Source organism: Leisingera aquimarina DSM 24565, assembly GCF_000473165.1.
GTDB classification, from domain to species: domain Bacteria; phylum Pseudomonadota; class Alphaproteobacteria; order Rhodobacterales; family Rhodobacteraceae; genus Leisingera; species Leisingera aquimarina.
This window is the reverse complement of record NZ_KI421504.1, coordinates 3,541,808-3,567,590: the sequence shown is the minus strand read 5'-3', so window position 1 is coordinate 3,567,590 and position 25,783 is coordinate 3,541,808. Positions and strand designations below refer to the sequence as shown.

Here is a 25,783-nt window from a genome sequence, read left to right as displayed (position 1 = left end):
GGCGTGAAGCTGAAGCAGAGAAAAGGGGCGTTGCCCCTCGGCCCTCCGGCCTCACCCCAAGGTATTTCTGACCAGAAAGAAGCGGCCAGGCTGAAGCCTGCCGGTGAGGCGCGCGGCTGTTGCGGGGGGGCGGATTGGGGCGTAAAGCTGTAGCCATGAAACGTATTGTTCCTTTGCTTTCGTTTGCGCTGATGGTGCCGCAGGGCGCCGGATCGCATCCGCATATTTTTGTCGATACCGCGCTGAAAGTGAGTGTTTCGGACACCGGGCAGTTGCAGGCGGTGGAGATCACCTGGGCTTATGACGAGTTTTACTCGTTGCTGATTTTTGAGGATCAAGGGTTGGACAGCGATTACGACGGTGCGCTGACAGCCGCGGAACTGGCCGGGCTGCAAGGGTTTGACATGGTTTGGACCGACGGGTTCCAGGGCGACACTTATCTGACCCGTGAGGGGGCTGCGCTGGCGCTGGGGGGGCCGGAGCATGTGTCCACTGAGGTTGCCGAGGGGCGCATCACCACCCGCCACCGGCGCGTTCTGCTGCAGCCGCAGGCAGCGGACGGGGTGGTGATCAAGGCCTATGATCCAACGTATTACACGGCCTATACCCTGACCGGCGGGCTGGAGGTTTCGGGCGGCTGCCAAGGGCGCGTCACCCCGCCGGATCTGGATGCGGCTTATACCAAAGTTGAAGAGCTGCTCTATGCGATGCCCGCGGATCAGGCAGAGGCGGCTTATCCTCAGGTTGGCGAAGCCTTTGCCGATACTGTGCAATTGAGCTGCGGGGCGTAAAGTGCGGGCTTTTCTGGCAGTTACAGCGCTGGCTGTTGCGGCTTTCGCAGCGTGGCTGTGGGGCTTTGGCGGCGCCGGTGTTGTTGCCGCCTGGGCGGGCGAAGGCCAGCGCGAGGCGCAGACCGCGATGGCACGGGGGTTGCGGGCCTTGCGGTCCGGTGAACCCGGGGCGCTGACTGGGCTGCTTGCTTTGTGTTTTGCCTATGGGTTTTTTCATGCCGCAGGGCCGGGGCATGGCAAGCTGGTGATCGGCGGTTACGGCATGGGCAAGCCGGTGCCCCTGGCACGGCTGGCCGGGCTGGCTGTGGCGTCCTCGCTGGCGCAGGCAGCCACCGCGGTGCTGCTGGTGGCGGGCGGGTTGCTGCTGCTGGACTGGGGGCGGGAACAGCTGACCAGCGCCGCCGAGGATGTGCTGGCGCCGGTGTCTTACGGGCTGATTGCGCTGGTGGGGCTGTGGCTGCTGCTGCGCGGTGCGCGGCGGCTGGCGGGCAGCCGGGCCGATGCGGCGGGAGAGCACCGCCACCATCATCAGCATGAAGATGTCTGCACCTCCTGCGGGCACCGGCACGGGCCCACAGCGGCGGAGGCGGCCAATGTCTCCTCGCTGCGTGATGCGCTGGCGATCATTGGCGCGGTGGCGTTGCGGCCCTGCACGGGGGCGGTGTTTCTGCTGCTATTGACCTGGCGCATGGGCGTGCTGTGGGCCGGGATTGCCGGGGCCTTTGCCATGGGGTTTGGCACCGCAACGGTGACTGTGGCGGTGGCGGCGGCAGCGGTCACCCTGCGCAAGGGCGCGCTGGCTCAGATGCAAGGGACGGGTGCGCTGCGGGCCGCGGCGGTGCTGGAGATCGCCGCAGGCGCAGTGGTGGCGGTGCTGGCCGGCCAGATCATGCTGCGGGCATTGTAAAGGATCACGCGGTCAGGGCGCTGTCCAGCAGGGCAAACATCGGCTCCTGGGTGAGATAGGCTGACATCAGGGCCTGCATCGGGGCGGCTTGTTCACGCGCAGTCATCTCGTGCCAGAAAGTCAGGGACTTGCGCTGCAGCAGGTGTCCGTGCGGGTGGGCCTTGCCATAGGGGGCGGGCACGCGTTTCAGTTCGGGGTCTTTGACGGCAAACCCTTTGAGCGCCAGTATATCCGTCAGCGCTGCGATCTCGTCGCCATAGGCGCCGTCGATGGCAGCACGCCAGCGCGGCAGCTGCGGCTTGCTGAAGCCCATAATACCGCCGCCTGCGGTGCAGTAATCCGGGGCAAGGCCGAAGAACAGCGCGCAACCGCTGCTGTTCAGCGTCCACATCAGGTGCAGATGGGTGGTGTAGGGCGTCTTGTCCTTGGAAAACCGCACGTCGCGCTGCGGGCGGAACAATTTGCCTGTCACCGGAGCGCCGCTGCGCCGGGTGATGGCTTGGGAAATCTCGTCCAGCAGCCGCAGCGCTGGGGATTTCAGCTCGGTTTCATATCTGTCCTTCTGCGCGGTGAACCAGTCCCGGCTGTTGTTCTGCGAAAGCGCCGCCAGAAAGGCGCGGGCATCGGGGATCAGCTGGGCAAAGGTGTCGGTCATCGCAAAAAAGCTCCTGGCAAGCGGGCGGAAAACCCGCCTGTGCAGTTTATCACCATAGGCCTGTGCAGGGGCAAGGAAACTCCGCTCTTGCGGGGGGGCACGCCCAAGCCTAAGGCTGACAGCATGAACACATTGGCGAGTAAACACACAGAGATGTCCCTGCGCGGCCATGCCAGGGCGATTGCCATCCTGGGGCTGCCGCTGATCGGCGGCCATGTGGCGCAGTTTGCCATCGGGCTGACCGATACCGTGATGCTGGGCTGGTACGGGGTAGAGGCGCTGGCGGCGGTGACGCTGGGGGCGACCTATTTCTTTTCCATCTTCCTGCTGGGATCCGGTTTTGCCTTTGCGGTGATGCCGATGGTGGCGGCGGCCGCGGGTGCCGGGGAAGAGCGGCAGATCCGGCGCTCGACCCGCATGGGGCTGTGGCTGTCGCTGGTCTATGGGGCGGCGGCGATGCCGCTGTTGTGGTGGTCGGAACCGATCCTGCTGATGCTGGGGCAAAAGGCGGATATTGCCCATGCGGCGGCAGAGTATCTGCGGATAGCCGGCTGGGCGATCTTTCCGGCACTGCTGTATATGGTTGCCAAATCCTATCTGGCAGCGCTGGAACGCACCCAGATCGTGTTGTGGCTGTCTGTTTTCGGGGCCGTGCTGAACGCGCTGGTGAACTATGCTCTGATCTTTGGCAACTGGGGCGCGCCGGAGCTGGGGATCACCGGGGCGGCGATTGCGTCGCTGGTGACCAACGGGGTGTCCTTTGTGCTAGTGCTGGCCTATGCGCTGAAGGTGCTGCCGGAGCATGAGCTGCTGAAGAACTTTCAGCGCCCCGACTGGGATATGCTGGGACAGGTGTTCCGCATGGGGGCGCCGATCGGGCTGACCACCCTGGCTGAAACCAGCCTGTTTGCCGCCTCGGCGATGATGATGGGCTGGCTGGGCACGGTGCCGCTGGCGGCGCATGGGATTGCGATCTCGCTGGCGGGGCTGACGTTCATGGTGCATCTGGGGCTGTCCAATGCGGCTACGATCCGGTCGGGCAATGCGTTCGGGCGGCGCGACCGGGCGCATATGGCGCGCGGCGGCAAGGTGGTGACGGTGATGTCGCTGGTGGTGTCTGTGGTTGGGATCACTCTGTTTCTGACCGTTCCGGACCCGCTGATGTCGCTGTTCCTGGATCCGGCGGATCCGCAGAAGAAGGAAATTCTGCTGATCGGTGCAGGTCTGTTGGCGGCGGCGGCGCTGTTTCAGATGATGGACGGGATGCAGGCGATTGCACTGGGCCTGCTGCGCGGGGTGCAGGACACCGGCGTGCCGATGGTGATTGCCGTGCTCAGCTATTGGGCGGTTGGGATACCGGCGTCCTATGTCTTTGGCTTTGTGCTGGAGTGGGGCGGTGTTGGCGTCTGGGTGGGGCTGATTGCGGGGCTGTCCGTTGCAGGTCTGTTCCTGATGGCGCGCTTTTGGAAGCAGTCGATCAAGACGGTGGGTGCTGCGGCGGCATAAGGGGGGCGGGTGCGTGCTGCCCGGCCCGGCCCATTGTATGGACCGGCGAAAACGCGCCCAGGATCATACGCCTGTGGTCAAAGGGAATGTCCGCCGGGATGTCAAAGCGGGGGTCTTTGGCGATCCGGGCTTCGGCGGCTTCCATCTCAGCCTTGCAGGGCCAGACCTGCCAGGCAAACACGATCCGCTCACCAGGCCGGGCAGCGACGGCGCGGCGGAAATCAGTCTGGCTGCCGTCCGGTACGTTGTCTTCCCAGGAGTCGACAGTTTCCAGGCAGCCGTATTCCTTGAACAGCGCGGCGCTGGACTTGGCCCAGGCTTTGTAAGCCTCGAAGTTCTCCTTGGGGACGGGGACCACAAATCCGGCGACATACATGGCGGCTCTTCCAAATGGCGGCGCGGGCAGCATCCGGCCTGACCATGAGTGTGCCACAGCGGAGCGCTGCGCTCCAGACCTGGGGCGGTGCGGGGTTGACCGTGTTTTGCCCCGCGGGCAGGCTGCCGGAACAGCTTTGTATTCATTCAGAAAGAGGCCGTTTCAGATGATGACCGATGCCGACACACGCCTTCTGCGCATTGCCTATGAGGAAGCTAGGGCAGGGTTTGACGAGGGCGGTTGCCCGATTGGTTCAGTTCTGGCGCGCGGCGGCCAGGTGGTGGCGCAGGGGCGCAATCAGCGGGTGCAGAAGGGAGATCCGATTGCCCACGGCGAGATGGACGCGCTGCGCAAGGCGGGGCGGCAGAAATCTTATGCTGACACGGTGCTTTATACCTCTTTGTCGCCCTGCATGATGTGCAGCGGCACCATTGTGCAGTTCGGCATCCCGCGGGTGGTGATCGGCGACACCAAGAATTTTGGCGGCAACGAGGATTTCCTGCGTTCGCGCGGTGTTGAAGTGGTGATTGCCGAGGATCCGGACTGCATCGCGCTGATGGAACGGTTCATCCGGGAGAAGCCTGAGCTGTGGGCGGAAGATATTGCCGAGTGACAGTGGTCTGAGGTCTGACGAAACCATGGCATTTTGCGTCGGGTTTCGAAGGCTTGGCGCAGGGAGTTCGCTGTAGGGTCTGTGCAGAATTGCAATATATGCGCGCACCGTTCGGACGGTGCGCGGCAGCAGGAGGCTCCCCAATGTCCAAACCCGTTGTTCTCATCACCTCGGCCACCGGCCGTATCGGCCGCGAGCTGGTGGCGCGTTTGGCCGCCGCAGGCGGGTTCACCGTGCGTGCCTGCTATTTCAGCGAGGCCAAGGCAGACCAGCTGACCGCGCTGGGCGCGGATGAGGTTGTGAAGTTCGATCTGTCGGAACCGGCCACCTGGGAGGCGGCGCTGGACGGTGTTTCGGCGGTCTATTCCGCCTCGCTGGATCCGATGCTGGAGGGGCATCTGAACTTTGCCAAGGCGCTGGGCGCGCGCAAGGATCAGATCAAGCATGTGGTGCGGGTGAGCTGCATGGGGGCTGATACCAATACCGCCGATTATGACGCGGACACCCATGCGTCGCGCGCAGGCGCAGGCATTCCGCTGATGCTGCAGCACTATTGGTGGGGCGAGAAGGCGCTGATTGACGCCGGGCTGAACATGACCGCGCTGCGCAACAACTTTTTCATGAACCACCTGCTGAAGACCGATTGCGACACCATCGAGGCCGAAGGCTGGTTCGCCAACCCGCTGGGCGGCATGCGCAATTCCTTTGTCGCCACCCGCGATATTGCGGAAGCTGCGGCGGTGGTGCTGGCCGAGGGCCCGGAGCGGCATGGCAACAAGTTCTATGACATCACCGGCCCGGCGCCGCAGTCGATGGCAGAGATCGCCGCTGATCTGGGCCGCGCCATGGGCAAGGAGATTGAATACCGCGCCCAGTCTATGGAGCAGTTCGAGGCAGATTTCGGCAGCACCCGCGCTGAGTTCTTTGAATATCTGACCAATGGTTTCTACACCCGCTGCAGCCCGGATTTCTATAACATCACCGGGCACAAGCCGACCTCCTATTATGACTATCTGACCACCAAGGGCGCCAGCGGTGAAACGGGCCTTGAGGAGCTGTGGCAGGGCAACCTTTGGAAGAAGGGTGTCGATGCGATGAAAGACGCGGCCGCCGCCACAGGGTCCTGAGCCGCAGCGGGCCGGTTGTCAGCCTGAAGGAAAAAGAGGGGCTTCGCGCGGGCAGCGCGAAGCCTCTGGCCTGTCCTGCGTGGGGGGACTGCGCGGGCAGGCCTTCATCGGCGCTGAGCCGGCGGTACTAGCGGCTGATGCCTGACAGCAGATCCGGGTTCGTGATCAGGTTGCAAACACCGTGGGCGTGATCCTCCAGAAAGACATTGTCTTCCAGCCACTTTCCAACCGAATGAATGTTCACCTTGGCGACCTTGGGGCGCGCACTCCAGGAGACTTGGAAGGGGGAGCCGTCCTCGTCATAGCCGGGGCCGGTGGTGGAGCCGGCATATTGCACCGGTGTGCCGGTATCGCTGGGAATATTGCTGGCCTGATGCAGCCCGTTTGCTTTGCCCAAGTGGGCCAGTGCGCCGAAGTCGAGCGCATTTTCGTCGTTCACCAGCACAAAAACCTGCGCTTCGACCCGCAGCTGCGGGTTTTTGATCGCATCGCTGAGGCAGGACCCAAGGGTCGGGCCGGGCTGCACCTGGGCGGTCGAGTGGACGTAATGCACCTCGATCGTGTCTCCGGGCTGCAGGTCGCCGTGTTCGGTTGCGCCGATGGGATGGTCGAGCGATGCCAGTTCTGCGGCGGTCAGCGTGCCGCCGTATTTGTAGCCGGTGCCATAGCCGTGGCCGTCGCCATTGCCGGCGAAAGTAGTGAATTCACCGCCGCGGTGTTCGGCGTTTTCGTGAAAGTGGATGTTGCACAGGTTCATTTCTGCATAATCCGGGGCCGCCTCAAAGCTGCGCGTGTTGCTGCCAGCGGCGGCGTCTAGGTCGCGCGGTGACTGGGGACCGGAACCTGCGCCCTTGGTCTTGGCCGCGAGGGCTGCGCGCTGTTCGGCAATCACACTGTCCGCAACGGCACCCGCGCCGACAGCATTGGCTGCAGTCCCGGCAAGCAGGGTGGAAACAGTTGCGGCGATCAGAGACAGAATGGGTTTTTGCATAAGGATTCCTGTTGAAACTGAGAACAAAAGCGGGATGTACCGGTGCACCTCGGGTTCTGCGGGTGCGGGGCTGCTCAGGCAGCAGCGGTCAAGATGTGATGCTAGGATTGCGTCAATTGGAAATGAAGCAACTTATAGTTGCTTCACGGGCTCGCTGCATCCGCTTCGGCGGTGTGATATGCTGGTTGGAAACACTGCCACTGGCGACAAGGAGGCACCTGTTATGGCAAGCTCCGTTCCCTGTCCCGTTTTTCCGGCGTCTCTTAGGGGCGTTTTGCTCGCCTGCCTGGTTTTGGTCGCCCTGGCTGCGGGCGCCGCGGCAGAGACTGAGCGGCCCCGGAGCGGGCTGATGTGGAACAGAACCGGACTGCCGGCCGTTTTTCCGTTGCAGGTGAAAAGCCCGCCGGGGGCGGATTATTATCTGGTGCTGAGCAGTGAAGAGAGCGGGGACGAGGCGCTGGCGGCCTATTTCAAGGGCGGCGCGTTCTTTAAAGTGCTGGTGCCGCCGGGCCGTTTCGTGCTGCATTTTGCCAGCGGATCCGGCTGGCAGGGCGAGCGGCGGCTTTTTGGCCCCGAAACGCGGGTCTTCAAGCTGCCGGATGTACTGGAATTTGCCATCCGCGGGGCAGGGATCAAGGGCGGGCACAAGATCACCCTGACGCGGAGCGGCGCCTATTTGCAGGCGGCGGTCAAGGAGCAGTACATCTGTCAGGTTGCGAGTCTGGACGGGCCGGTGCCGGAGCCCCGCCCGCTGCAGGAAACCGGGCATCTGTTCCGCCTGGGCGGTGACCGTCATGAAAGATGGGATCTGCATCTGCGGTGGCGGCTGGGGCTGCGCGCGCCTGAGGCGGGCACGGCGGAACAATTGTGGCAGCGCAGACGGTTTGTGCTGGGCAGCCCGCTGTTGCCCAGGCGCCGGGTGATCCGGCACGACCCGATCACCCGGCAGGCGGAGACCCGGTTCCGGTCTTATTCGGTGCGGTCGCTGTTCTGCGGCTGAAGCGCCCTTGCGGGCCGGAGGTCAATCTCCGCCGCGGTCTTTCATCAGCCGGTCGGCCTTTTTGCGCACCAGCACGCCGCGCAGGTCGTGCATGGCCAGCAGCAAAGCGTCGGTGACGTCTTCCAGCTGCGCATCCGTGGCGCGGCTGTTGGCCCAATGGGCGGTGAGGTTCAGGTGATCGATGGCGCGGTGGATATCGTCGGTATCACGGGCCGCAATGGTGGCGGCGCGGTCTTCCATCCAGGATTTGATCTCGGCGATGTCCTGTTCAGACAATTCGCGCTGGCCATGCGCTTTGATCTCGCCGTTGCGGATGTTCACAACGGCGATCTGGTCCATCTCAATCCGCCGGTTGCGGTTCTCGGTGTCCACGCGAAAGACAAAAGCGCCGTTCTCACGGACGCGGAAATAATAGTCCGGCAGATCGGCGCTCATCTCTTGTTCTCCCGTTACGTCAGCGCGGCGCAGAAGGCCTGGATGCGGCTGCAGGCCGTCTCCAGCGCCGCGTCGGATGTAGCGTAGCTGACGCGGAAGTTGGGCGACAGCCCGAAGGCGGCGCCAAAGACCACGGCCACGTCGGCCTCTTCCAGCAGGGCGGTGGCAAAATCCTCGTCCGTTTCAATCACCTTGCCCGCGGGTGTGGCCTTGCCGATCAGCCCGGCGATGGATGGATAGACATAAAACGCGCCTTCGGGCGTGGGGCAGGAGATGCCGTCAATCTGGTTCAGCATCCGCACCACCAGATCGCGGCGGCGGACAAATGTCTCGTTGTTGGGCGCCAGGAAATCCTGGGTGCCGTTCAGCGCCTCTACTGCGGCCCATTGGCTGACGGAGCAGGGGTTGGAGGTGGATTGCGACTGCACCTTGCGCATGGCGGCGATCAGCTTCTCCGGTCCTGCGGCATAGCCGATGCGCCAGCCTGTCATCGCATAAGCCTTGGAGACGCCATTGCAGGTGAGGGTGCGGCCGTACAGCGCCGGTTCCACTTCCGCCGGGGTGCAGAATTCGAACCCGTCATAGGCCAGATGCTCATACATGTCGTCGGTCATGATCCAGACATGCGGGTGGCGCAGCAGCACATCAGTCAGTTCCTTCAGCTCCGCCCGGCTGTAGCCCGCACCGGTGGGGTTGGAGGGGGAATTGAAGATGAACCATTTGGTTTTCGGGGTGATCGCAGCCTCCAGCTGATCGGCGGTCAGCTTGAAATTGGCCTGGATCGAGGTCTCGGCAATCACCGGCGTGCCGCCGGCCAGCAGCACCATGTCCGGGTAGCTGACCCAATAGGGGGCAGGAATCACAACCTCGTCGCCGTCGTTCAAGGTCGCCATCAGCGCATTATAAAGCGTCTGCTTGCCCCCCGTTCCGACCGAGACCTGAGCGGGCGTGTAGTCCAGCCCGTGGTCGCGCTTCATCTTGGCGCAGACCGCCTGTTTCAGCTCGGGGATGCCATCGGGGGCGGTGTATTTGGTCTTGCCCGCAGCAATGGCGGCGACCGCCGCGTCCTTGATGTTCTGCGGCGTGTCAAAGTCCGGCTCGCCGGCGCTGAGGCCGATGACGTCGCGTCCTGCGGCCTTCAGTTCAGCCGCCTTGGCGGTCATCGCGATGGTCGGTGACGGTTTTACGCGGGATAAGGTCTTGGACAGGAATGACATGGGGGCTAGGCCTTGGTTTGTATGTTTCGCAGAACTGTCATAGGGTGCGGCTAAACGGCGATCAAGCCGCGTCGAAACTGGATTTAGGAGAACTGGCAATGACGGAGCAGAACACAGACTGGTACGGTCCGGATGCGGCAACTTTCGGCGACCGTGTGGCGGCTGCACGGGAAGCCGCAGGGATGACCCAGGGCCAGCTGGCGCGCCGGCTTGGCATCAAGAAATCCACTCTCAGCGCTTGGGAGCGGGATCTGGCGGAACCGCGCGCCAACAAGCTGACCATGCTGGCAGGTGTGTTGAACGTCTCCATGTCCTGGCTGCTGACCGGCGAAGGCGAAGGCATGTCGGAACCGGCGCCCCTGGAGCTAGACGCTGGCGATTTTGCAAGTGTTCTGAGCGAATTGCGCGATCTGCGCAGCGAAATGCGCCAGAATGCGGAGCGTGCGGCGCGTTTGGAGAAAAAGCTGCGGACGCTGCTGCAGGTCAATGAGAGCCAGGCAACTGAAGCTGCCTGAGACCGGGATGCAGGAAGACCGTGCCACCCGTCTGAAGCGGCTGCAGATGCGTTCGATGCGCCGGGGTATCAAGGAAATGGATATCCTGCTGTCGGCCTTTGCAGCCGCGAATCTTGCGCAGATGGACGAGGCGCAGCTGGATCTTTACGACCAGCTGCTGCTCGAAAATGATCAGGATCTGTATCAATGGGTCACCGGTCAGGCGGCACCGCAAGAGCGGTTCCGCGCCCTGGTTGCGGATATATCGCAAACGCACCAAAAATAATAAAATACCGGCTTAACTGATTTTTCGGGAATTGTTGGCATCTTGTCTCAAGAGCAAATTCGAGTCGGAGATGCGAATGAGTATGGAAATGCCAATCGGCCAGACGGACCGCAAAGGGTTCATGACTGGTTACCTGGAGGCGCTGGGTCTGCTTGAGCGCCTTCATCGTCTGCTGCTGGACGTCATCAAGGACGAGTTTGAACGCGTCGGCGTGCTGGAGATCAATGCGGTCCAAGCGCTGCTGCTGTTCAACATCGGCGACAATGAAGTGACCGCCGGGGAATTGAAGACCCGCGGCTACTATCAGGGCAGCAATGTCAGCTATAACCTGAAGAAGCTGGTCGAGATGGGCTATATGCACCATCAGCGCTGCGAGATCGACCGCCGGTCGGTGCGCGTCCGCCTGACCCAGCGGGGCCGGGAAATCCGCGATATAGTGTCGGCGCTGTTCTCGCGCCATGCGGAAGGGCTGGAGAACAAGGATGTGATCTCCTCCGAGGGGATCGACGATATCTCCACTGCGCTGAAGCGGATGGAGCGGTATTGGTCGGACCAGATCCGCTATATTTACTAAGCCGCCGGTTGGGATGTGAAATCCCAGCGGGCAACAGGCCGGCAGAGCCGGGGAAACACCGGCAGGCCGCAGACAGGGCATGAGGGGAAACCGTGCTCTGGACGTATTGAAGGGCAAAGCGCCAGGACCCGCATAATGGTCAATGGCAGATGGCTGCAGAAGCGGCCGCCCTTGTTACCGGGTTTGATGGGGTGCAGGAAACCTAAGAGCGGCTGCAGATGCCGCACGGAACGGGCAGCACCAAGGCGGTGCTGCGCCGGGTTTTCTGCGTTGCAGAACGGGGTTTTAAATTACCACTGGCCGGTGTTTTCCATGCCGGCCCAGGGTTCTGCCGGAGCCAGCGCCTCGCCGTTCTGCAGCAGTTCGATCGAGACATTGTCGGGCGAGCGCACAAAGGCCATGTGCCCGTCGCGGGGCGGGCGGTTGATGGTGACGCCATTGTCCATCAGGTGCTGGCAGGCGGCATAGATATCATCAACACCATAGGCGAGATGCCCGAAATGGCGGCTGTCATCAGGCAGCGCATCATCGCCGTCCCAGTTATAGGTGAGCTCCAGCGGCGCCTCCTCCTGGCCCGGAGGAGCCATGAAAACCAGGGTGAACCGGCCCTGTTCATTCTCCCATCGGCGGGTCTCGCGGAGGCCCAGAAGAGAGTAAAATGCCATCGATTTTTCCAGATCCTTCACCCGAACCATGGTGTGCAGATATGTGAGGGGCATGGCGGTTTCTCCTGTCTGTGTTTGCAGGGATTTAATCGGGGCGGTGCGCAATGGCCAGCGAAAGCGCCAAGGCGCTCTCAGAATTTTGATTCGATGCCCAGGGAGACAGAGAATTCCGAGCTTTCAAAGCGGCTATGGTTCGAGAATTTTTTTCCGGCACGCAATCGCAGCATCGGCGCAAAACCGGCATAGTCATAGTCTTCAAAGAATAGGTTCAAATCGGCGTAAGCGGAATGGTCCTGCCGCCCGCCAGGAATAGGAACCCAGTCTGTTCCATTGTTGAAGATATAGGTGGGGTAGTCGGCGGCCCCTAGGATCAGCCCAGTGCTGACCTTAACCGGCCCTACTTTCTGACCAAAGGTATAGCCGACCCTGAGTGTTGCGGATTTCGTGGTGGAGCTGTCGCTTTCCGCGTGGGTATCGCGCAGGCCAAGTGTGAAGTTCAGGTTGTCACCATTGGCCAGTTTCCGGGAGAGCGAAGCGCCTAAGCCAAACACATCTGCGTCCAAAGAAGCATACCGAGGATTCAGACGGTGTTCGGCGCTTCCGTCAAGAGTGAAACGCATCTGCGGTGATAGCGCCCAACTGCGTGCGGCGGTCAGCTTTGCCAGATCATAGCTCCGTTCCCCGCCATACCAGGAAGTTGCACTGGTCACGGAAATCCGGGCGCTGCCTCCCTTATTCTTGGGTCCTGCGGCAAAAGCATGGGTTAAGGTGATTTCACCATAAGTGGAGCCGAATTCGGAGTTGCGCGGCACCGTTGTGCCAGTAAGCCGGGCCAATTCAGCGGCCTTTGCTTTGGCATTGGACGACAGAGCCACACGCTGAATATAGAGGCGGCCACTTAAGGTCGTCAGGCTTGTTTCGTTTTGCCTCAAGCGGCGGCTGATGCCTGCGTCCAGCGTACCGGTAACACCTGACAACGCAACGGCTCTTGGCCCAAGCCTGTTCACATGGGAGGAGAGCCCGTCAATCTCCTGCGTGGCTGCATCCGAACCGCCGTTAACATTATTTGATGGCTTCACCCCACCGCTTAGCCGGAAGGACCAAGGATTTATGCGCCGGAGGGTCTCGTAATCCTTGGCGATCAGGGTTTCGGCTTTGTCGTCGGGCGCGTACACAGCCGTGCGGCGCAGCCAGTATTGCGACAAAGTCGGGCTGCCGCTCTGAAAAGCCAGGCGGGAAGCAAGCTGCGCCATCTGGTACTTTGCAGCGCCGTCCGGTGCAAAGCGGAAGGCGCGTGCGGCGGATTTCCGGCCTTCGCCGGGTTGGCCGATTTTAGCATGGGCGGCGGCCTGCAGGTGCCAGGCCGCATGGTTTTTACGGTCGGCCTGCAGCAAGGCGTTGGAGATCCGCAAGGCCAGTCGGGGATTGCCGGAGTTCAGCGCATGCGCACCCAAGGCGTGCCCTTGCTGGACCGACAGATGCATCTGCGGCGCTGGTGCTTCTTGCGCGTGGGGCTGCGCCGTTGCCAGGGTCAGCCCAAAGAGAGCCGCGGTGGCCTTGTGCATGGTTTAAGGGTCAGGCTGGTTGCAGACCGGGTCGGGACTGGCACCATCGCAAGAGCCGAGCACAAAGACCCCGTACTCCTCGATCGGGGGGGTATTCCCCGAAAAGGCTCCAATATGGCCTGTCGCGTGGACCGATCCCGCCACCGCTGCGGCATCCGTACCCGAAAAGACGCCGCCGTATTCGCCCACGCTTGTGCCTCCAGCATTGACAGCGCCTGTAAACGAACCGTCTGACGCAATCGCCGTGTTCATGAGGGTCAGATCCTCGACGGCTGTTGCAGGCAGGTCGGTGATCCGGCGATTGTAGATCCGGCCTTTGACCTCACTGTCCTGTGTGAAATCGGCATTGATGAAGGCATCACCGGTAACTTCAGCGGATTGGCCGGGGAGAATTGAAGGGTCGGTGCCGGGAGCCGGAGTGAGCAAGTCGCCGCCGTCGCCGTCAATGTTCAACAGGCCCACATAGGTGCCGGCATAGCTGACGATACCGCCAGCCCCCGCGTCCGTATCGGGAGCGGAAAAGCTGCCGGTGCGCCCGTAGGTCGTGCCGCCCTGGTAAGTGCCGAACTGTCCGCCTGTCACAACGACAGCAGCGTAACCACCTTCTGTCTGACGCACATAGGCAGTCGAGTGCTCAGTCAATGCGTTATCCTGAACGGCATAGGCCTCGTAGCCATTGCGGTCTAAAGCAGGCTTGCGGACATAGGTCGCGGTAAAGGGCGTTTCATCCAAGCCAACACCAGTAACAGTCAGTGTTTGGTTGCCTGGGTCATAATCGACGCTCTCGAGGTCGTTTGCCAGTGCTTCGGGGATGGTGGTGGTCGGATCATCTGTGGGGTCATCCGTCGTCGTGATGAACGGATTGCCGCCGCCGCATGCGGACAGCACGGACGCTGCCGCGAGCCCTAGCCAATAGCGCCTCATCTGCCTCTACCTCAATATGTTTTATCGTTTTGCGCTACCTTCGGTCCGCGCTGGCCTGTTGTCAATTGAGCCGTTGGCATTTGGACGCAACCGTGGCGGATACGCTACCTGCATGTAGCTCGAATTCAGGCCAGGCTGCGCATATGTTGTATGAAAGGAACGGCGTGGAGGTGTTTTTTGATCTTGGCGCCTGATGGCGCAGCCGATATGCCGGGGTGTGAATTTCGGGTGCATGTCGAGGAAAGCAGCCATGCATCGGTATCTGGGCCGGCGCCGCGGCTTTCTGTTTCACAAAGCGTTGTGGAACGTCCTTGGGACAGAAGAATGAGCTATCGCCTGGCACGTGTTATTCATTATGATTGAGAAGGGCTGCCACACAGTTTTCTGTTGATGGCAAAAAAAATGTGGAGACAGAGGCATGCGGCACCCGGAATACCAGTACCTGGACCTGATCGAACGAGTCCTTGAATACGGGGATGAGCGGGTTGACAGAACGGGAGTCGGCACCCGCTCGCTGTTCGGCGCCATGGTCCGCTTTGATCTGTCGGATGGCACTGCGCCTATTCTGACGACCAAGCGCGTCTATTGGAAAACCGCAATCAAGGAAATGCTTTGGTTCCTGACCGGGGGAACCAATATCCAGCCGCTGCTGCGGGAAAATGTCCGGATCTGGACAGACTGGCCGCTGGCGGCTTATCGCCGCGAGACAGGCGAGGATATCACGCAAGAGGACTTCGAGCGCAGGGTTGCCGAGGACGACGGTTTTGCCGCCCGATGGGGTGAGCTTGGCCCCGTATACGGCAAACAGTGGCGGCGCTGGATGGGATCTGATGGCCGCGAACATGACCAGATCGAGACGCTGATCCGTTCGCTGCGCGAAACCCCTGCGAGCCGGCGTCTGCTGTTCCACGGCTGGAACGTTGCGGAACTGGAAGAGATGGCGCTGCCGCCTTGCCATATGGTTTATCAGTATCATGTGACCTCCGATGGGCGCCTGAATTGCCTTTTGTTCCAGAGGTCGGTCGATTTGCTGCTGGGTGCTGCCTTCAACTATGTGGGGGCTTCTGCGCTTCAGCTGATGCTGGCGCAACAAGCGGGGCTTCGCCCCGGTGAATTGGTTTGGGTTGGTGGTGATGTGCACCTCTACCGCAATCATTTCGATCAAGCGCGGGAGCAACTGGCACGTGACCCCCGTCCTTTGCCGAAAATATCGCTGACCAAACGTGCGGAGAGTATCGACGACTACCGGATTGAGGACTTTGAAGTCGAAGGTTACGACCCTCATCCTCACATCAAGGCCGACGTTGCGGTGTAAGGTTAAACCGGCTGACGAGGCTGGTTCCCCGTGGCAGCCACGGGCTGCCTCAAGCGGATCCAAGCCGGCCGGGAAGGGCAGGGGGATGCGTCCCAGCGTTCCCGGTGGACTTACGATCCACCCGCAGGTGCTGCAGGCAGCGCGGCATCTGCGGGAGTTCGGTCTGCGGGCATCAGCACGACGACACCGGCGCCGACCGCAGCATATCGCTGGCATAAGTGCTCCGCAGCTGCGCCGCATCCTACAGTCGCCTCAGCGGACCGGTGTGCTTTTGATGCAGAGACACCTCGGTCAGGCTCAGAAGCTTTCGCTCCGCGTCCAGTTCCGCCAGCAGCGTAAGCTGGCAGAATATTATGAAGACCGGTGATCCCAAAAAACACGCAACCATCCAGCCCCCGCTCAAGCACCGCCCTGTCGATCGCGCGCTGTGCCGGAACCGGATCGGCGCCGGTCATCGCCGGGCCGGTTGGTGTACACCTCCCCGGCGGCGCCCATTGTCTTGGCGCTGAACATTTCCGTGAAGGCATTGGTCGGGAAAACAAAGACGCCCGGTGCAGCCATGATGTCCTGCGTCGGCAGCGCGGATTGCGTCGCCGCGCCAAAAGGCGCTCTCGTCCTGGCCGTTCAATTCGGCAACCAGCCCGATTTCAGAGCGGTATGCCTGAACGGTTTGTGCGATGGTGGTCCGGCTGGCGGTGTTGACAAAGCCCAGCCGGATCATCGTGCCCCCGGCGCCACCACCCTGGAGGCTTTCCCGGTGCGGATGTTCGAGATCGCCGGCAGAGTGGCCGGGGTATGCGTCACCAGCCGTGGAAACAGGTTGCCGATCAGCAGCGAAGGGGAAAGGATTGAAATCGGGTTGAGAAGGCGCGGCGGGCGCTTGAGTTGTTTGAGAGCGCTGCGCCAACCGCGCTTGCTCCCCCGGAAACCGGCGGCTATGAAATGCACATACAAAATAGTCCGGTTTGATCAGATCCAAGCGGGCGGGGCACTGGAAGGGCTGAGAAAAGGTTGCGGGCTGTGGCAGGCATCCTTCAGAGGAAGAGCGAACCAGGGCAGGCGCGGGATTAGGCCATAGCGGCAACAGCCAATTCGAAAAGGACCGGAAAACCGTTCAATATATGTGTCATATGCCGGTCAGGCGGCAGGCCGGCGCATTCTTCGATTTCATCGCCGGTGATTTCAGGATCCTGAATTATGATCCCGGACCGGACGTCAAGGCACCGGTTGCAATCTGAACAGCAAGGAAGACACTCATGATTACCCTGATCGCTGCGCGGGCGCGCAACGGGGCCATTGGCAAGGACAACGATATCCCTTGGTTTGCGCCTGAGGATTTGAAAGCGTTTCAGCGCGAGACGCTGGGTGGCGCCATTATCATGGGGCGCAACACCTGGGACAGCCTGCCGGTGAAACCGCTGAAGAACCGGCTGAATCTTGTGGTGTCGTCAAATCCGCAGGCGGCAGAGATTGTGCTGCCGTCGATCGAAGCGGCAGTGCAGGAGGCCTATGCGCAGGGCTACCGCCGGGTCTATGGCATTGGCGGTGAAGGCATTTACCGGGGCATGCTGGAGATGGCCGACCGGCTGCTTGTTACCGAAGTGGATCTGACCATCGAGGATGCAGATGCCTTTTTTCCGGAGTTTCAGGCAGGGCAGTGGGCCAAGGCCGGGGAAACGGTTTTGCGCGGCAGCGATCCGGCCTGTGTAATGGCTGAGTATCTGCGGCGGGCCTGACGGGCTGTCTTTGCCTGCGCCCAGTCTGATCCCGGGCGCAGTGCAGATCAATCGGTCAAAGCTCTTTCAGCTCTGCGGCCATTTGGCGGCCATCGCGGCCTTCGGACAGCTCATAGCCAACTTTCATGTTGTCCGCGAGGCCGGCCATGCCCGACCGTTCCACCGCGGAAATGTGCACAAACACATCCTTGCCGCCTTGATCGGGTTCAATAAACCCATACCCTTTGGTGGTATTGAACCACTTCACGGTGCCACTTGGCATTTCCCGCGTCTCCTTCTACTTTGCACGTCGCCTTGAGGCTTCCCAAGACATCCGGCCCTCTCTGTCGTCTGGAGCGAGTAAGGTGAGGCCAGACAATTTTAAGTTTTACACGGGCTGCTCGAAAATCAAGAGAAACCGGCGCATTCCACCATAAATTGTGCGAGGTTCCCGGGGAGTATGGAGGATTTATGAAAATCTATGGGCTGAAAAACTGCGATACCTGCCGTAAGGCGTTGAAGAGTATCGAAAACTCAACCCTGATCGATATCCGCACAAGCGGCATGCCTGCGGGGATGCTGGAGGCGGCTTATGCACAATTCGGCGCGAAACTGGTCAATACGCGGTCAACCACGTGGCGTGGTTTGAGCGAGGAGGATCGTGCAGGCGAGCCGCTGGCCCTGTTGCGGGAACATCCTGCATTGATGAAGCGGCCGCTGATCGACCGGGACGGGGAATTATTCCTGGGTTGGGATCAGAACGTGCAGGCGGCTCTTGGCGGATCTTAAACCGCTGCCTATGTCGTTACCGCAAGTTTAGGGAGAGGCATTATGCGCAACGCAGCCCTGGTATTGGGGATCATCGCCGGTGTTTTCGGCATGATCGTGGGCTTTTTCGGCTATGGCTACACTGCGGCGGTGGAGCATTTCGGCGAGGTCGAAGGGCTGGCTGAACAAGTCGGTAACGTGGAACGGCTGCGGCTGCTGGCGGTGCTGTCGCCGCTTTTGGCGATTGCCGGAGGTGCGATGGCGCGGGCGCGCGCATTGTGGGGCGGGATCCTGCTGCTGGGATCAGCTGCGGGGATGTATGCAGGGTTTGGCCTCAACGTCTTTACCATCTTCCCGCTGAGCTTTGCCGCGGCGGCCGGGTTGATGGCGCTGGCAGCCGGGAAACCGGACGAGCCCAAGGCTCATTTCTAAGATACGCCGCTCTTTCATGAAAAAGGCGCCGCTGCCGAGGGCAGGGCGCCTTTCCTGTTTTAGGGGGAAATGCCTGGTTCAGGCGATTGCTGGCTCCATCCGGCGGCGCAGCAGCGCGTCCACCGACAAGGCGCCTGCGCCTTTCACCACGAGATAGGTCAGCACGAAGATCCAGAACAGGCGCTGATCCAGGATTACGGCATCCGGGAAGCGGTCGAACAGAGCGCCAAGGGTCTTGTCGTCCGTGGCGCCATGCCCGATGACATCGGTCAGGGACTGAACGATGATAAAACCGATCATGCCGAAGGACGCCAGGCGCGTGGCCAGACCGATCACGATCATCAGCGGCAGGATAAACTCGGCGTAAGTGCCTGCGAGCACCACAAGTTTCTGGAACAGGCCGAATTGCGAGACGTCATAGCCTGCGGCCTCCAGCTGTTTCGGGAAGATCTGGCTGTAGGCGCCGATGGAGGGGCTGAACAGGCCAAAGATGCCGTCGCCCAGCTTGGTCAGTCCGGAGTTCCAGTAGTAGAGCAGCAATGTGGAGGCGAAGACAAAGCGCGCCGCGAGCGGCATCAGCCAGTCGCCGGCCTTTTCCACCAGGCCGAAAACTGCGTTGTGAATGGAGACAAGTGCGTGCATGGTCTTACCCTTTGCTGTCCAGTCCGGTGATCGCGCCGCCCTGCAACAGCAGGGCCAGCGTGGCACCCAGGTCGAATGTTTCATCTTCGGCGGCGGCCTGTTCCAAGGCTTCGCCGATGCTGGCGCCCCCCATCAGGGCGCGGATCCAGGCTGCGCCCGCGGGCGGCAGGAGCTGGGGAATGGGGTCGAACTCGGGGCGGGTGATCAGCACGTCCTGGGCTTGCGCCTCGGGCTTGGGGGCGCCGTCTTCGCTGTTGTAGCGCCACAGGCCATGAATGGGCCAGGGTGAGCGCAGGAGCAGCACCGCAGGGGCCAGGGCCACGCGCGTGTTCATCAGGTCCTGGGGCGTCAATGCGCCCAATGCTTCGGGTGCGATGGGCGCTGCATCCGCGGCGTGGTAGGCGCGGCGCAAGGCCAGTTCCAGCCGGGCCACATCACCCAGATAACCAAGGTGCTTGAGTTGCTCCATGCCCTCCAGAAAGGCGGGGAAGTGTTCGCCATAGAACATCATCAGCGGCGAGGACGGCGGATGCTGGCGCAGGTAGATGCCGGCAAGCCCGTCCATGTTCTGTTTGCCCAACAGCTTAGCAATCACCGGAAAGGCGCTGTGCATGGCCTCGGTCAGGGAGACCGCGATATTGTTGCGGTAGACGCTGAAGCGGCGCCCGGCGGGCTGGGCCTGATGATCTATTAGCCCATCCGGTACCTGCTGTCCCGCATCCATCATGGCGCGGGTGAAATTTGCCTGGGAGACACTCATGCCGGAATGCGCTCCAGCGCGGTTGCGGCGCGGGCAGCCTCTGTCTCCAGCACAGGCCAGTCCGGCACGTCGTTGTCCCATTCGACCAGCACCGGCTTGGGGCCGGATTTGGCGAGGGTATAGTCCAAAAGTGCCCAGACCGGGTCCACTACTTCGGCGCCATGGCTGTCGATCAGGAGGGGATGGCCGTGCTCGTCCTCATCCTCGTCATGGCCGCCGAGGTGGATTTCACCCACTTTGTCCAGCGGAAAGGCGTCAATGTAGCCCTGCGGTGAGAAGTCGAGATTGGTGGCCGAGACAAAAACGTTGTTCACATCCAGCAGCAGCCCGCAGCCAGTGCGGCGGGAGATCTCGGACAGGAACTCAGGCTCGGACCAGGTGCTTTCCGCAAAGGCAAGGTAGCTGGAGGGGTTTTCCAGCAGCATCCGCCGCCTGATGGTGCCCTGCAATTCGTCAATGTGGTCGCAGATCCGCTGCAGGCTGGCATCCGTGTAGGGCAGCGGCAGCAGGTCGTTGTAGAAATGGCTGTCGTGGGTGGACCAGGCCAGATGTTCGGAGAAGCTGGCGGGGTGCAGCCAGGTGACCAGATGCTTGAGCCGGGCGAGGTGGTCTGTGTCCAGCGGCCCTTCGCCGCCGATCGACAGGCCCACGCCATGCACCGACATGGCAAAATCTTCGGCAAGGCGGCGCAGCTGCGCAATCGGGCGTCCGCCGTCCCCCATGTAGTTTTCTGCGTGGATTTCCAGCCATTTGACAGTGCCCGGATCGGCAGTGATCTGGGCAAAATGCTGCGGCTTGTAGCCAACGCCGGGGGCGGCAGGCAATCTGTCATGTGCAGCGGCGTCAAGCATGGGAAGTCCTGTTTCCGGGTGCAAAAAGGGCGGGAATTCACACTCCCGCCCCCATATTCAAGCGGCGCTTATGCCGGCAGGTCGCGCTCCAGCGGTTCCAGCGAGCCGCTGCGGGCAGTGCCGTCAGCCATGGCCGGGAGTTCCAGGCCTTCGCAGGTGCCGGCGTCAACCAGCGTCCAGGCGTTGCCCTGGTAGTCGGTGGTCGAGGTGCCAGCGCAGGTGGTGCCGGGGCCGGCCGCACAGTCGTTCTGGCCGGCCAGCGAAACGCCGTAGCACTTTTCCTTGGTGGCGGCTGCGGCGGGCATGGTCGAAGCGGCGGTCAGAGCGGCGGCTACGGCGCCTGCAACGGCCAGGGATTTTGCGGTGTTCGACATCTCGTGAATTCCTTTCGGTTTAACATGCGGTGTCGTGATGACAGGGAGACCCTAACCTGTGGTCTCCGGGACTTTAAGTCACGACCCCGTGTCTCACGCCTGCGTCAGCGTATGTGACCGCGGAACGCCGGGTAAAGAGCTGATTTCAGTGTTATTTGCCGGTGTTTGAAACAAAACGGCCCCCGAATGGGGGCCGTTGATGCTGATCTTGAAGAGAAATGTTACAGAAGGTCCGGCGGGGTCGCTTCCACCGCCAGCGCCTTTGTAACATTTTCCAGGGTATCGACCTTGGTTTGTTTTTCTCCAAGACGGCGCACCGAGACCGTGCGTTCCTCCACCTCGCGGTGGCCGACGGCGAGAATGACCGGCACTTTGCCCACAGAATGCTCTCGGACCTTGTAGTTGATCTTCTCGTTGCGGATGTCGGCCTCGGCGCGCACGCCGGCCTTTTGCAGATTGGCAACAACCTCCTGCACATAATCATCCGCGTCCGAGGTGATCGAGGCGACGACAACCTGGCGCGGCGCCAGCCAGAACGGCAGCTTGCCGGCATGGCTTTCGATCAGGATGCCGATAAAGCGCTCAAAAGAGCCCAGGCAGGCGCGGTGCAGCATGTAGGGGCGGTGTTTGGAGCCATCTTCACCGATGTAATTGGCGTTCAGGCGTTCCGGCAGATTGGGGTCCACCTGAAAAGTGCCGCACTGCCATACCCGGCCGATGGCATCGGTCAGTTTGAAGTCCAGCTTGGGTCCGTAGAACGCGCCTTCGCCGGGATCCAGCGTATAGGCGTTGCCGGTTTTCTTGATGGCGTTTTCCAGCGCCGCCTCGACGTGATCCCAGCTTTCTTCGGAACCGACCCGCTTTTCCGGGCGGGTGGCGAACATGATTTCGAATTCCACGAACCCCAGGTCCTTGTAGACCGACGACAGAAAATCGATGAACTTGGCGCATTCCGCTTCGATCTGCTCTTCGGTGCAGAAGATATGCGCGTCATCCTGGGTGAAGCCGCGCACCCGCATGATGCCGTGCAGCGCGCCCGAAGGCTCATAGCGGTTGCAGGAGCCGAATTCGGCCATCCGCAGCGGCAAGTCGCGGTAGGATTTCAGGCCCTGATTATAGACCTGCACGTGGCAGGGGCAGTTCATCGGCTTCAGCGCGTTGATGGTTTTCTCGCGCGCGTGCTCCTCGTCCACTTCGACGATGAACATGTGCTCCTGATACTTGTCCCAGTGGCCCGAAGCTTCCCACAGTTTGCGGTCGACCACCTGCGGAGTGTTGACCTCGACATAGCCGTCGGCGCGCTGTTTGCGGCGCATGTAGTCCTGCAGCTGGGTGTAGATGGTCCAGCCGTTCGGATGCCAGAAGATCTGACCGGGGGCCTCTTCCTGCATGTGAAAGAGGTCCATCTCGCGGCCCAGTTTGCGGTGGTCGCGTTTGGCGGCTTCTTCCAGCATGTGCAGGTGGGCTTTGAGCTTTTCCTTGCCGGTGAAGGCAACGCCGTAGATCCGTTGCAGCATGGCGCGGGAGCTGTCGCCGCGCCAGTAAGCGCCGGCGATCGACATCAGTTTGAACGCATCGCCCGGCAGCTGGCCGGTGTGCTGCAGGTGCGGGCCGCGGCAGAGATCCTGCCAGCCGCCATGCCAGTACATGCGCAGCGGCTCGTCGCCGGGGATGCTCTCGATCAGCTCGACCTTATAGGGTTCGCCAAGGTCGGTGTAATGCTGGATCGCGCGGTCGCGTTCCCAGACTTCGGTGCGGACCTCATCACGCTTGTTGATGATCTCCTTCATCTTCTTTTCGATGGCGCCGAGGTCTTCGGGGGTGAAGGGTTCCACGCGGTCGAAGTCGTAATACCAGCCGTTTTCAATGACCGGGCCGATGGTGACCTTGGTGTCGGGCCAGATTTCCTGCACCGCGCGCGCCATGACGTGCGCCAGATCGTGGCGGATCAGCTCATTGGCCTGAACCTCGTCCTTCATGGTGTGGATGGCGATGGTCGCATCTGCATCAATCGGCCACTGCAGGTCCCAGTGCCGACCGTCGACGGTGGCGGAGATGGCCTTTTTGGCCAGCGAGGTGGAAATGCTGGAGGCCACCTGCGCAGGGGTTACGCCTGCGTCATAGGAACGTGCATTGCCATCGGGGAAGGTGAGAGAGATTTGGGCCATTGTCTGGCTGCTCCTCGTCGGTTTGGCGCCCACAGAACGCCCGGTTGCGGGTATGTGTTTGGTGCGCGCGTTTTGCGGTCAAAGCGGGGTCAAGTCAAGACGGGTTTGCATGTGTCTGTTATTGCCCTGGAAAATTCCTTTGTGTGCCAATGCATGCGGTTGTACATATATGTATACAGGTAAGCAATTGAAAAATAACAAAAAAACTGTTGCTATGAAGCCGGGCCCGGGGCAGTGTTGCCGAAACCTTAGGCCCAATGGACATACCAGGAGTGTTCCGATGACCCGCCCGAACCCGAACTTTGATCTGACGGTTGAAGATGTGGACCTGATTGAAACCGCGCTGTGCCAGTCCAGGGAAATCCTGTCGCAACGCCGTCTGTCCTATGAACATTGCGCACATGTCGAAGGCGGGCCGAGCCGGGAGAAGGCACGGCTGACAGGTGAGGCATTGACCCGGATACAGGATTTGCTGGGGCGCTTGAGCACTCAGAAAGACTACGGCAGCCAAACTGCCGGAGTTTTGTAACAGGGGCCGAAAAAGATTCGTGAACAGGTTCGCAACGGGGCCAGCAGGTGTTCACTGAACCCGATTGCAAACAGAAAACGGGCGAGGGGCTGGCCCCTCGCGCTCCCCGGAGTATTTTAAACCAGAAAGAAGCTGGATCAATTCGATACGAAAGCGGGGATGCCTTGGCGGATCATTTGGGAATAATCCGGGGTCACGCCGTGGGCCTGGGCAATTGCTGTGATGCTTCCTAGGGCACGCAGTTTTTCGACCGTGCGGGTCTGGTCCAGCACGCCCCGTTCCCATGCATAATCCGGCAGATAGCCGTTTGCCAGCACTCGCCAGTCCAGCGGGACTTCGTCTGCAAAGGCGCGGATCATTGTCATCACCACGGTGGTGCAATTGGTGGTGAGTGAATTATACCACTGCGGCCGGGCGGCGAGGCTGTTGGCCGCATCAACATATTGCATCAGCAAGGTGCGGGCGGTCTCGGGGCTGACGTCAATGCGGAACAGCTGCACGTTCTCGCCGCGGGCATTGGTGCGGGTGCCAACCACGTCGCGTTCATCGGCGGCAAGGATCACCAGAGTGTTGGATTTGAACAGGTCGGCAATGGGTGAGAAGCCGCCGCCGAGCTGGCGCCGCACCTCGACCGACCAGGCTATGTGTTCGCCGTTTTTAAAGCCGAAGCTGACGATCATATGGGCCATTTGCGGGCCGGCCCAATAGGACATGAACAGATCCACAGTGTCGAGCGTGGTCAGGTCATAGCTGCGGGTCTCCCAGCTTTCGCTGAAGTCTTCAGGGGATTGCCAGGCGAAATTGCGCACATCGGTGAGCGTGAGAGTGTCGCCCTCTATCTGGCCGGTGACCTGGCGGGCCACGTCAGGGGCCCAGTTGCGCGCGTCCGGCGGTGTGAGGGTGGACCACCACAGGATCACTGCGGCCAGTGCCAGCGTGAATGTGGTCAGCGCGCGCGCGGCACGCCTGCGGAACAGGCCGGCAATAACGGTGACGCCCAGGAAGGCAAACCCGCCTGCCAGCAGGCCGCGCGGTACCGTGCCAAAGGGCAGCCGGTACCACAACGCCAGGGCGGCCCAGGCGGTGGCCAGTGCCACGGCCAGGATGGCGGTGGCGATCACAATGCCCTTGATGAGTCTGAACATGCCCAAGGTCCCTTGAAAATTTTCGCGGACCATAAGGAGGCAGGCGGGGGGCTTGCAAGCAGGGAGTGCCGGCGCTTGCGGGGCAGGCGCTGCCATGCCACATCTTGGGGAAAAGGACAGGAGACCAACGACATGCCCGCCACATCTTTTCTCGACACCGCCCAGGGCCGCCGGATTGCATATCACAAGAGTGAGGGGCAGGGGCCGTGCGTGGTGTTCCTGGGCGGCCTGAAATCCGATATGGAGGGCACCAAGGCGGTACATCTGGAGGCATGGGCCAAGGCGCGCGGGCTGGCCTTTCTGCGGTTCGATTACTCCGGCCACGGCGAAAGCTCGGGCACGTTTGAGGAAGGCTGCATAGGCGATTGGCACGAGGACACGCTGGAGGCGGTGGCGCATCTGACCGAGGGGGAGATTATCCCTGTCGGGTCGTCTATGGGCGGTTGGCAGGCGTTGCTGCTGGCGCGCGAAATGCCCGAGCGGATCAAGGGTTTGGTGACCATCGCTGCGGCGCCGGATTTCACCGAGGACGGGTACTGGGCCAATTTCTCGGATGCGCAGAAGGCCGAGCTGGACAGCCGCGGCTATGTGGAACTGCCCAGTGACTACATGGAACCCTATCATATCTCCAAGCGGATGATCGAGGATGGCCGCAAACGGCTGGTCCTGCGCACGCCGCTGTTCCTGCCCTTCAAAGTCCGCTGCCTGCAGGGGACCGCGGATACGGCTGTATCAACGGAAACCGCGCTGCGGCTGGTGGATCACGCGACCTGTCCGGACATGCGGCTCAACCTGGTGAAAGATGCCGATCACCGGTTCTCGGACGAGGCTTGCTTGAAGATGATGGAAGACGCGGTTCTGGACGTTCTGGGCGGCACCTGATGCGGCGGTTCTCGCCCTGGGGCGGCCTGGCGGCTGGCGCAGCGGACATAGCAGAGTGGTTGAAAGTGCAAAGGAT

Annotated in this window: 31 protein-coding genes; 15 read left to right on the top strand and 16 right to left on the bottom strand. The window is 61.5% G+C overall.

Annotated elements, in window-relative coordinates; translation table 11 throughout:
- Window positions 1-155: 155 nt before the first annotated feature.
- Together AQUI_RS0121875 and AQUI_RS0121870 are read left to right on the top strand one after the other, a co-directional pair.
- Complete coding sequence (locus AQUI_RS0121875; protein ID WP_027259429.1) at window positions 156-791, top strand: DUF1007 family protein; 636 nt, start codon at window positions 156-158, stop codon at window positions 789-791.
- A gap of 1 nt (window position 792) precedes the next feature.
- Window positions 793-1,698: a nickel/cobalt transporter gene (locus AQUI_RS0121870; RefSeq protein WP_027259428.1), complete on the top strand. Its 906-nt coding sequence runs from the start codon at window positions 793-795 to the stop codon at window positions 1,696-1,698.
- 4 nt (window positions 1,699-1,702) lie between these two features.
- On the opposite strand, the gene AQUI_RS0121865 is transcribed toward AQUI_RS0121870, so the two are convergent.
- Window positions 1,703-2,353 carry a TIGR02453 family protein gene (locus AQUI_RS0121865; RefSeq protein ID WP_027259427.1) on the bottom strand — a complete coding sequence of 217 codons (651 nt, stop codon included), beginning with the start codon at window positions 2,351-2,353 and terminating at the stop codon, window positions 1,703-1,705.
- A gap of 123 nt (window positions 2,354-2,476) precedes the next feature.
- On the opposite strand from AQUI_RS0121865, the gene AQUI_RS0121860 reads away from it, so the two are divergent.
- Window positions 2,477-3,859 carry an MATE family efflux transporter gene (locus AQUI_RS0121860; protein WP_035920431.1) on the top strand — a complete coding sequence of 461 codons (1,383 nt, stop codon included), beginning with the start codon at window positions 2,477-2,479 and terminating at the stop codon, window positions 3,857-3,859.
- Here the strand turns inward: AQUI_RS0121860 and AQUI_RS28575 are convergent.
- Window positions 3,831-4,235: a DUF1428 domain-containing protein gene (locus AQUI_RS28575; protein WP_051371956.1), complete on the bottom strand. Its 405-nt coding sequence runs from the start codon at window positions 4,233-4,235 to the stop codon at window positions 3,831-3,833. The genes AQUI_RS0121860 and AQUI_RS28575 overlap by 29 nt on opposite strands.
- 166 nt (window positions 4,236-4,401) lie before the next feature.
- On the opposite strand from AQUI_RS28575, the gene AQUI_RS0121850 reads away from it, so the two are divergent.
- Window positions 4,402-4,848, top strand: coding sequence for a nucleoside deaminase (locus AQUI_RS0121850; protein ID WP_084294494.1), 447 nt, complete (start codon window positions 4,402-4,404; stop codon window positions 4,846-4,848).
- Between the two features lie 143 nt (window positions 4,849-4,991).
- The gene (locus AQUI_RS0121845; protein WP_027259424.1) at window positions 4,992-5,975 is read left to right on the top strand and encodes an NAD(P)H-binding protein; all 984 of its coding nucleotides are present in this window, start codon (window positions 4,992-4,994) and stop codon (window positions 5,973-5,975) included.
- Window positions 5,976-6,102: 127 nt separating this feature from the next.
- On the opposite strand, the gene AQUI_RS0121840 is transcribed toward AQUI_RS0121845, so the two are convergent.
- Complete coding sequence (locus AQUI_RS0121840) at window positions 6,103-6,966, bottom strand: delta-class carbonic anhydrase (protein ID WP_027259423.1); 864 nt, start codon at window positions 6,964-6,966, stop codon at window positions 6,103-6,105.
- A gap of 349 nt (window positions 6,967-7,315) precedes the next feature.
- Between AQUI_RS0121840 and AQUI_RS28570 the strand changes: the two genes are divergently transcribed.
- Window positions 7,316-7,966 (top strand): hypothetical protein, encoded by a 651-nt coding sequence (locus AQUI_RS28570; RefSeq protein ID WP_156916898.1) that lies wholly within the window; start codon window positions 7,316-7,318, stop codon window positions 7,964-7,966.
- 21 nt (window positions 7,967-7,987) lie between these two features.
- On the opposite strand, the gene AQUI_RS0121830 is transcribed toward AQUI_RS28570, so the two are convergent.
- The gene (locus AQUI_RS0121830) at window positions 7,988-8,401 is read right to left on the bottom strand and encodes a hypothetical protein (protein ID WP_027259422.1); all 414 of its coding nucleotides are present in this window, start codon (window positions 8,399-8,401) and stop codon (window positions 7,988-7,990) included.
- A gap of 14 nt (window positions 8,402-8,415) precedes the next feature.
- Window positions 8,416-9,618, bottom strand: coding sequence for a pyridoxal phosphate-dependent aminotransferase (locus AQUI_RS0121825; RefSeq protein ID WP_027259421.1), 1,203 nt, complete (start codon window positions 9,616-9,618; stop codon window positions 8,416-8,418).
- Between the two features lie 98 nt (window positions 9,619-9,716).
- On the opposite strand from AQUI_RS0121825, the gene AQUI_RS0121820 reads away from it, so the two are divergent.
- The 3 genes from AQUI_RS0121820 (at window position 9,717) to AQUI_RS0121810 (ending at window position 10,972) form a co-directional block, all read left to right on the top strand.
- Window positions 9,717-10,133, top strand: coding sequence for a helix-turn-helix domain-containing protein (locus AQUI_RS0121820; RefSeq protein ID WP_027259420.1), 417 nt, complete (start codon window positions 9,717-9,719; stop codon window positions 10,131-10,133).
- A 7-nt stretch (window positions 10,134-10,140) separates the two neighbouring features.
- Entirely contained in the window at window positions 10,141-10,398 is a 258-nt protein-coding gene (locus AQUI_RS0121815; protein ID WP_027259419.1) for an FAD assembly factor SdhE, read from the top strand.
- A 76-nt stretch (window positions 10,399-10,474) separates the two neighbouring features.
- Entirely contained in the window at window positions 10,475-10,972 is a 498-nt protein-coding gene (locus AQUI_RS0121810; RefSeq protein ID WP_027259418.1) for a MarR family winged helix-turn-helix transcriptional regulator, read from the top strand.
- A 290-nt stretch (window positions 10,973-11,262) separates the two neighbouring features.
- On the opposite strand, the gene AQUI_RS0121805 is transcribed toward AQUI_RS0121810, so the two are convergent.
- From AQUI_RS0121805 to AQUI_RS0121795, 3 genes are all read right to left on the bottom strand, one after another.
- Window positions 11,263-11,691 carry a VOC family protein gene (locus AQUI_RS0121805; protein ID WP_027259417.1) on the bottom strand — a complete coding sequence of 143 codons (429 nt, stop codon included), beginning with the start codon at window positions 11,689-11,691 and terminating at the stop codon, window positions 11,263-11,265.
- A 77-nt stretch (window positions 11,692-11,768) separates the two neighbouring features.
- On the bottom strand, window positions 11,769-13,031 hold the full coding sequence (locus AQUI_RS0121800; protein WP_245596958.1) for a surface lipoprotein assembly modifier: 1,263 nt from the start codon (window positions 13,029-13,031) through the stop codon (window positions 11,769-11,771).
- A gap of 174 nt (window positions 13,032-13,205) precedes the next feature.
- Window positions 13,206-14,090, bottom strand: coding sequence for a thymidylate synthase (locus tag AQUI_RS0121795; RefSeq protein ID WP_245596957.1), 885 nt, complete (start codon window positions 14,088-14,090; stop codon window positions 13,206-13,208).
- A 454-nt stretch (window positions 14,091-14,544) separates the two neighbouring features.
- On the opposite strand from AQUI_RS0121795, the gene AQUI_RS0121790 reads away from it, so the two are divergent.
- A complete protein-coding gene (locus AQUI_RS0121790; RefSeq protein WP_027259414.1) occupies window positions 14,545-15,441 on the top strand; it encodes a thymidylate synthase in 897 nt (298 codons plus the stop codon).
- Between the two features lie 451 nt (window positions 15,442-15,892).
- Here AQUI_RS0121790 and AQUI_RS30950 read toward each other — a convergent pair whose 3' ends face one another.
- Window positions 15,893-16,420, bottom strand: coding sequence for a hypothetical protein (locus AQUI_RS30950; protein WP_156916897.1), 528 nt, complete (start codon window positions 16,418-16,420; stop codon window positions 15,893-15,895).
- A 277-nt stretch (window positions 16,421-16,697) separates the two neighbouring features.
- On the opposite strand from AQUI_RS30950, the gene AQUI_RS0121765 reads away from it, so the two are divergent.
- Window positions 16,698-17,177, top strand: coding sequence for a dihydrofolate reductase (locus AQUI_RS0121765; protein WP_027259411.1), 480 nt, complete (start codon window positions 16,698-16,700; stop codon window positions 17,175-17,177).
- 55 nt (window positions 17,178-17,232) lie between these two features.
- Here AQUI_RS0121765 and AQUI_RS0121760 read toward each other — a convergent pair whose 3' ends face one another.
- On the bottom strand, window positions 17,233-17,439 hold the full coding sequence (locus tag AQUI_RS0121760) for a cold-shock protein (RefSeq protein WP_027259410.1): 207 nt from the start codon (window positions 17,437-17,439) through the stop codon (window positions 17,233-17,235).
- Window positions 17,440-17,627: 188 nt separating this feature from the next.
- Between AQUI_RS0121760 and AQUI_RS0121755 the strand changes: the two genes are divergently transcribed.
- Window positions 17,628-17,945 (top strand): arsenate reductase family protein, encoded by a 318-nt coding sequence (locus tag AQUI_RS0121755; protein WP_027259409.1) that lies wholly within the window; start codon window positions 17,628-17,630, stop codon window positions 17,943-17,945.
- Between the two features lie 42 nt (window positions 17,946-17,987).
- The gene (locus AQUI_RS0121750) at window positions 17,988-18,356 is read left to right on the top strand and encodes a hypothetical protein (protein WP_027259408.1); all 369 of its coding nucleotides are present in this window, start codon (window positions 17,988-17,990) and stop codon (window positions 18,354-18,356) included.
- Window positions 18,357-18,434: 78 nt separating this feature from the next.
- On the opposite strand, the gene AQUI_RS0121745 is transcribed toward AQUI_RS0121750, so the two are convergent.
- From AQUI_RS0121745 to thrS, 5 genes are all read right to left on the bottom strand, one after another.
- On the bottom strand, window positions 18,435-18,998 hold the full coding sequence (locus AQUI_RS0121745) for a DoxX family protein (protein ID WP_027259407.1): 564 nt from the start codon (window positions 18,996-18,998) through the stop codon (window positions 18,435-18,437).
- A gap of 4 nt (window positions 18,999-19,002) precedes the next feature.
- A complete protein-coding gene (locus AQUI_RS0121740) occupies window positions 19,003-19,758 on the bottom strand; it encodes an HvfC/BufC N-terminal domain-containing protein (RefSeq protein ID WP_027259406.1) in 756 nt (251 codons plus the stop codon).
- A complete protein-coding gene (bufB, locus tag AQUI_RS0121735; RefSeq protein ID WP_027259405.1) occupies window positions 19,755-20,609 on the bottom strand; it encodes an MNIO family bufferin maturase in 855 nt (284 codons plus the stop codon). Before bufB ends, AQUI_RS0121740 begins: the two co-directional genes overlap by 4 nt.
- Before the next feature lie 68 nt (window positions 20,610-20,677).
- The gene (locus tag AQUI_RS0121730) at window positions 20,678-20,983 is read right to left on the bottom strand and encodes a BufA1 family periplasmic bufferin-type metallophore (RefSeq protein WP_027259404.1); all 306 of its coding nucleotides are present in this window, start codon (window positions 20,981-20,983) and stop codon (window positions 20,678-20,680) included.
- A gap of 221 nt (window positions 20,984-21,204) precedes the next feature.
- Window positions 21,205-23,151 carry a threonine--tRNA ligase gene (gene thrS, locus AQUI_RS0121725; protein WP_027259403.1) on the bottom strand — a complete coding sequence of 649 codons (1,947 nt, stop codon included), beginning with the start codon at window positions 23,149-23,151 and terminating at the stop codon, window positions 21,205-21,207.
- A gap of 280 nt (window positions 23,152-23,431) precedes the next feature.
- Between thrS and AQUI_RS0121720 the strand changes: the two genes are divergently transcribed.
- Entirely contained in the window at window positions 23,432-23,680 is a 249-nt protein-coding gene (locus AQUI_RS0121720; protein WP_027259402.1) for a hypothetical protein, read from the top strand.
- A 137-nt stretch (window positions 23,681-23,817) separates the two neighbouring features.
- Here the strand turns inward: AQUI_RS0121720 and AQUI_RS0121715 are convergent, their stop codons facing one another.
- Complete coding sequence (locus tag AQUI_RS0121715) at window positions 23,818-24,825, bottom strand: Lnb N-terminal periplasmic domain-containing protein (protein ID WP_027259401.1); 1,008 nt, start codon at window positions 24,823-24,825, stop codon at window positions 23,818-23,820.
- 132 nt (window positions 24,826-24,957) lie between these two features.
- Between AQUI_RS0121715 and AQUI_RS0121710 the strand changes: the two genes are divergently transcribed.
- Window positions 24,958-25,707, top strand: a complete 750-nt coding sequence (locus AQUI_RS0121710; protein WP_027259400.1) for an alpha/beta hydrolase — start codon at window positions 24,958-24,960, stop codon at window positions 25,705-25,707.
- Window positions 25,708-25,783 lie beyond the last annotated feature (76 nt).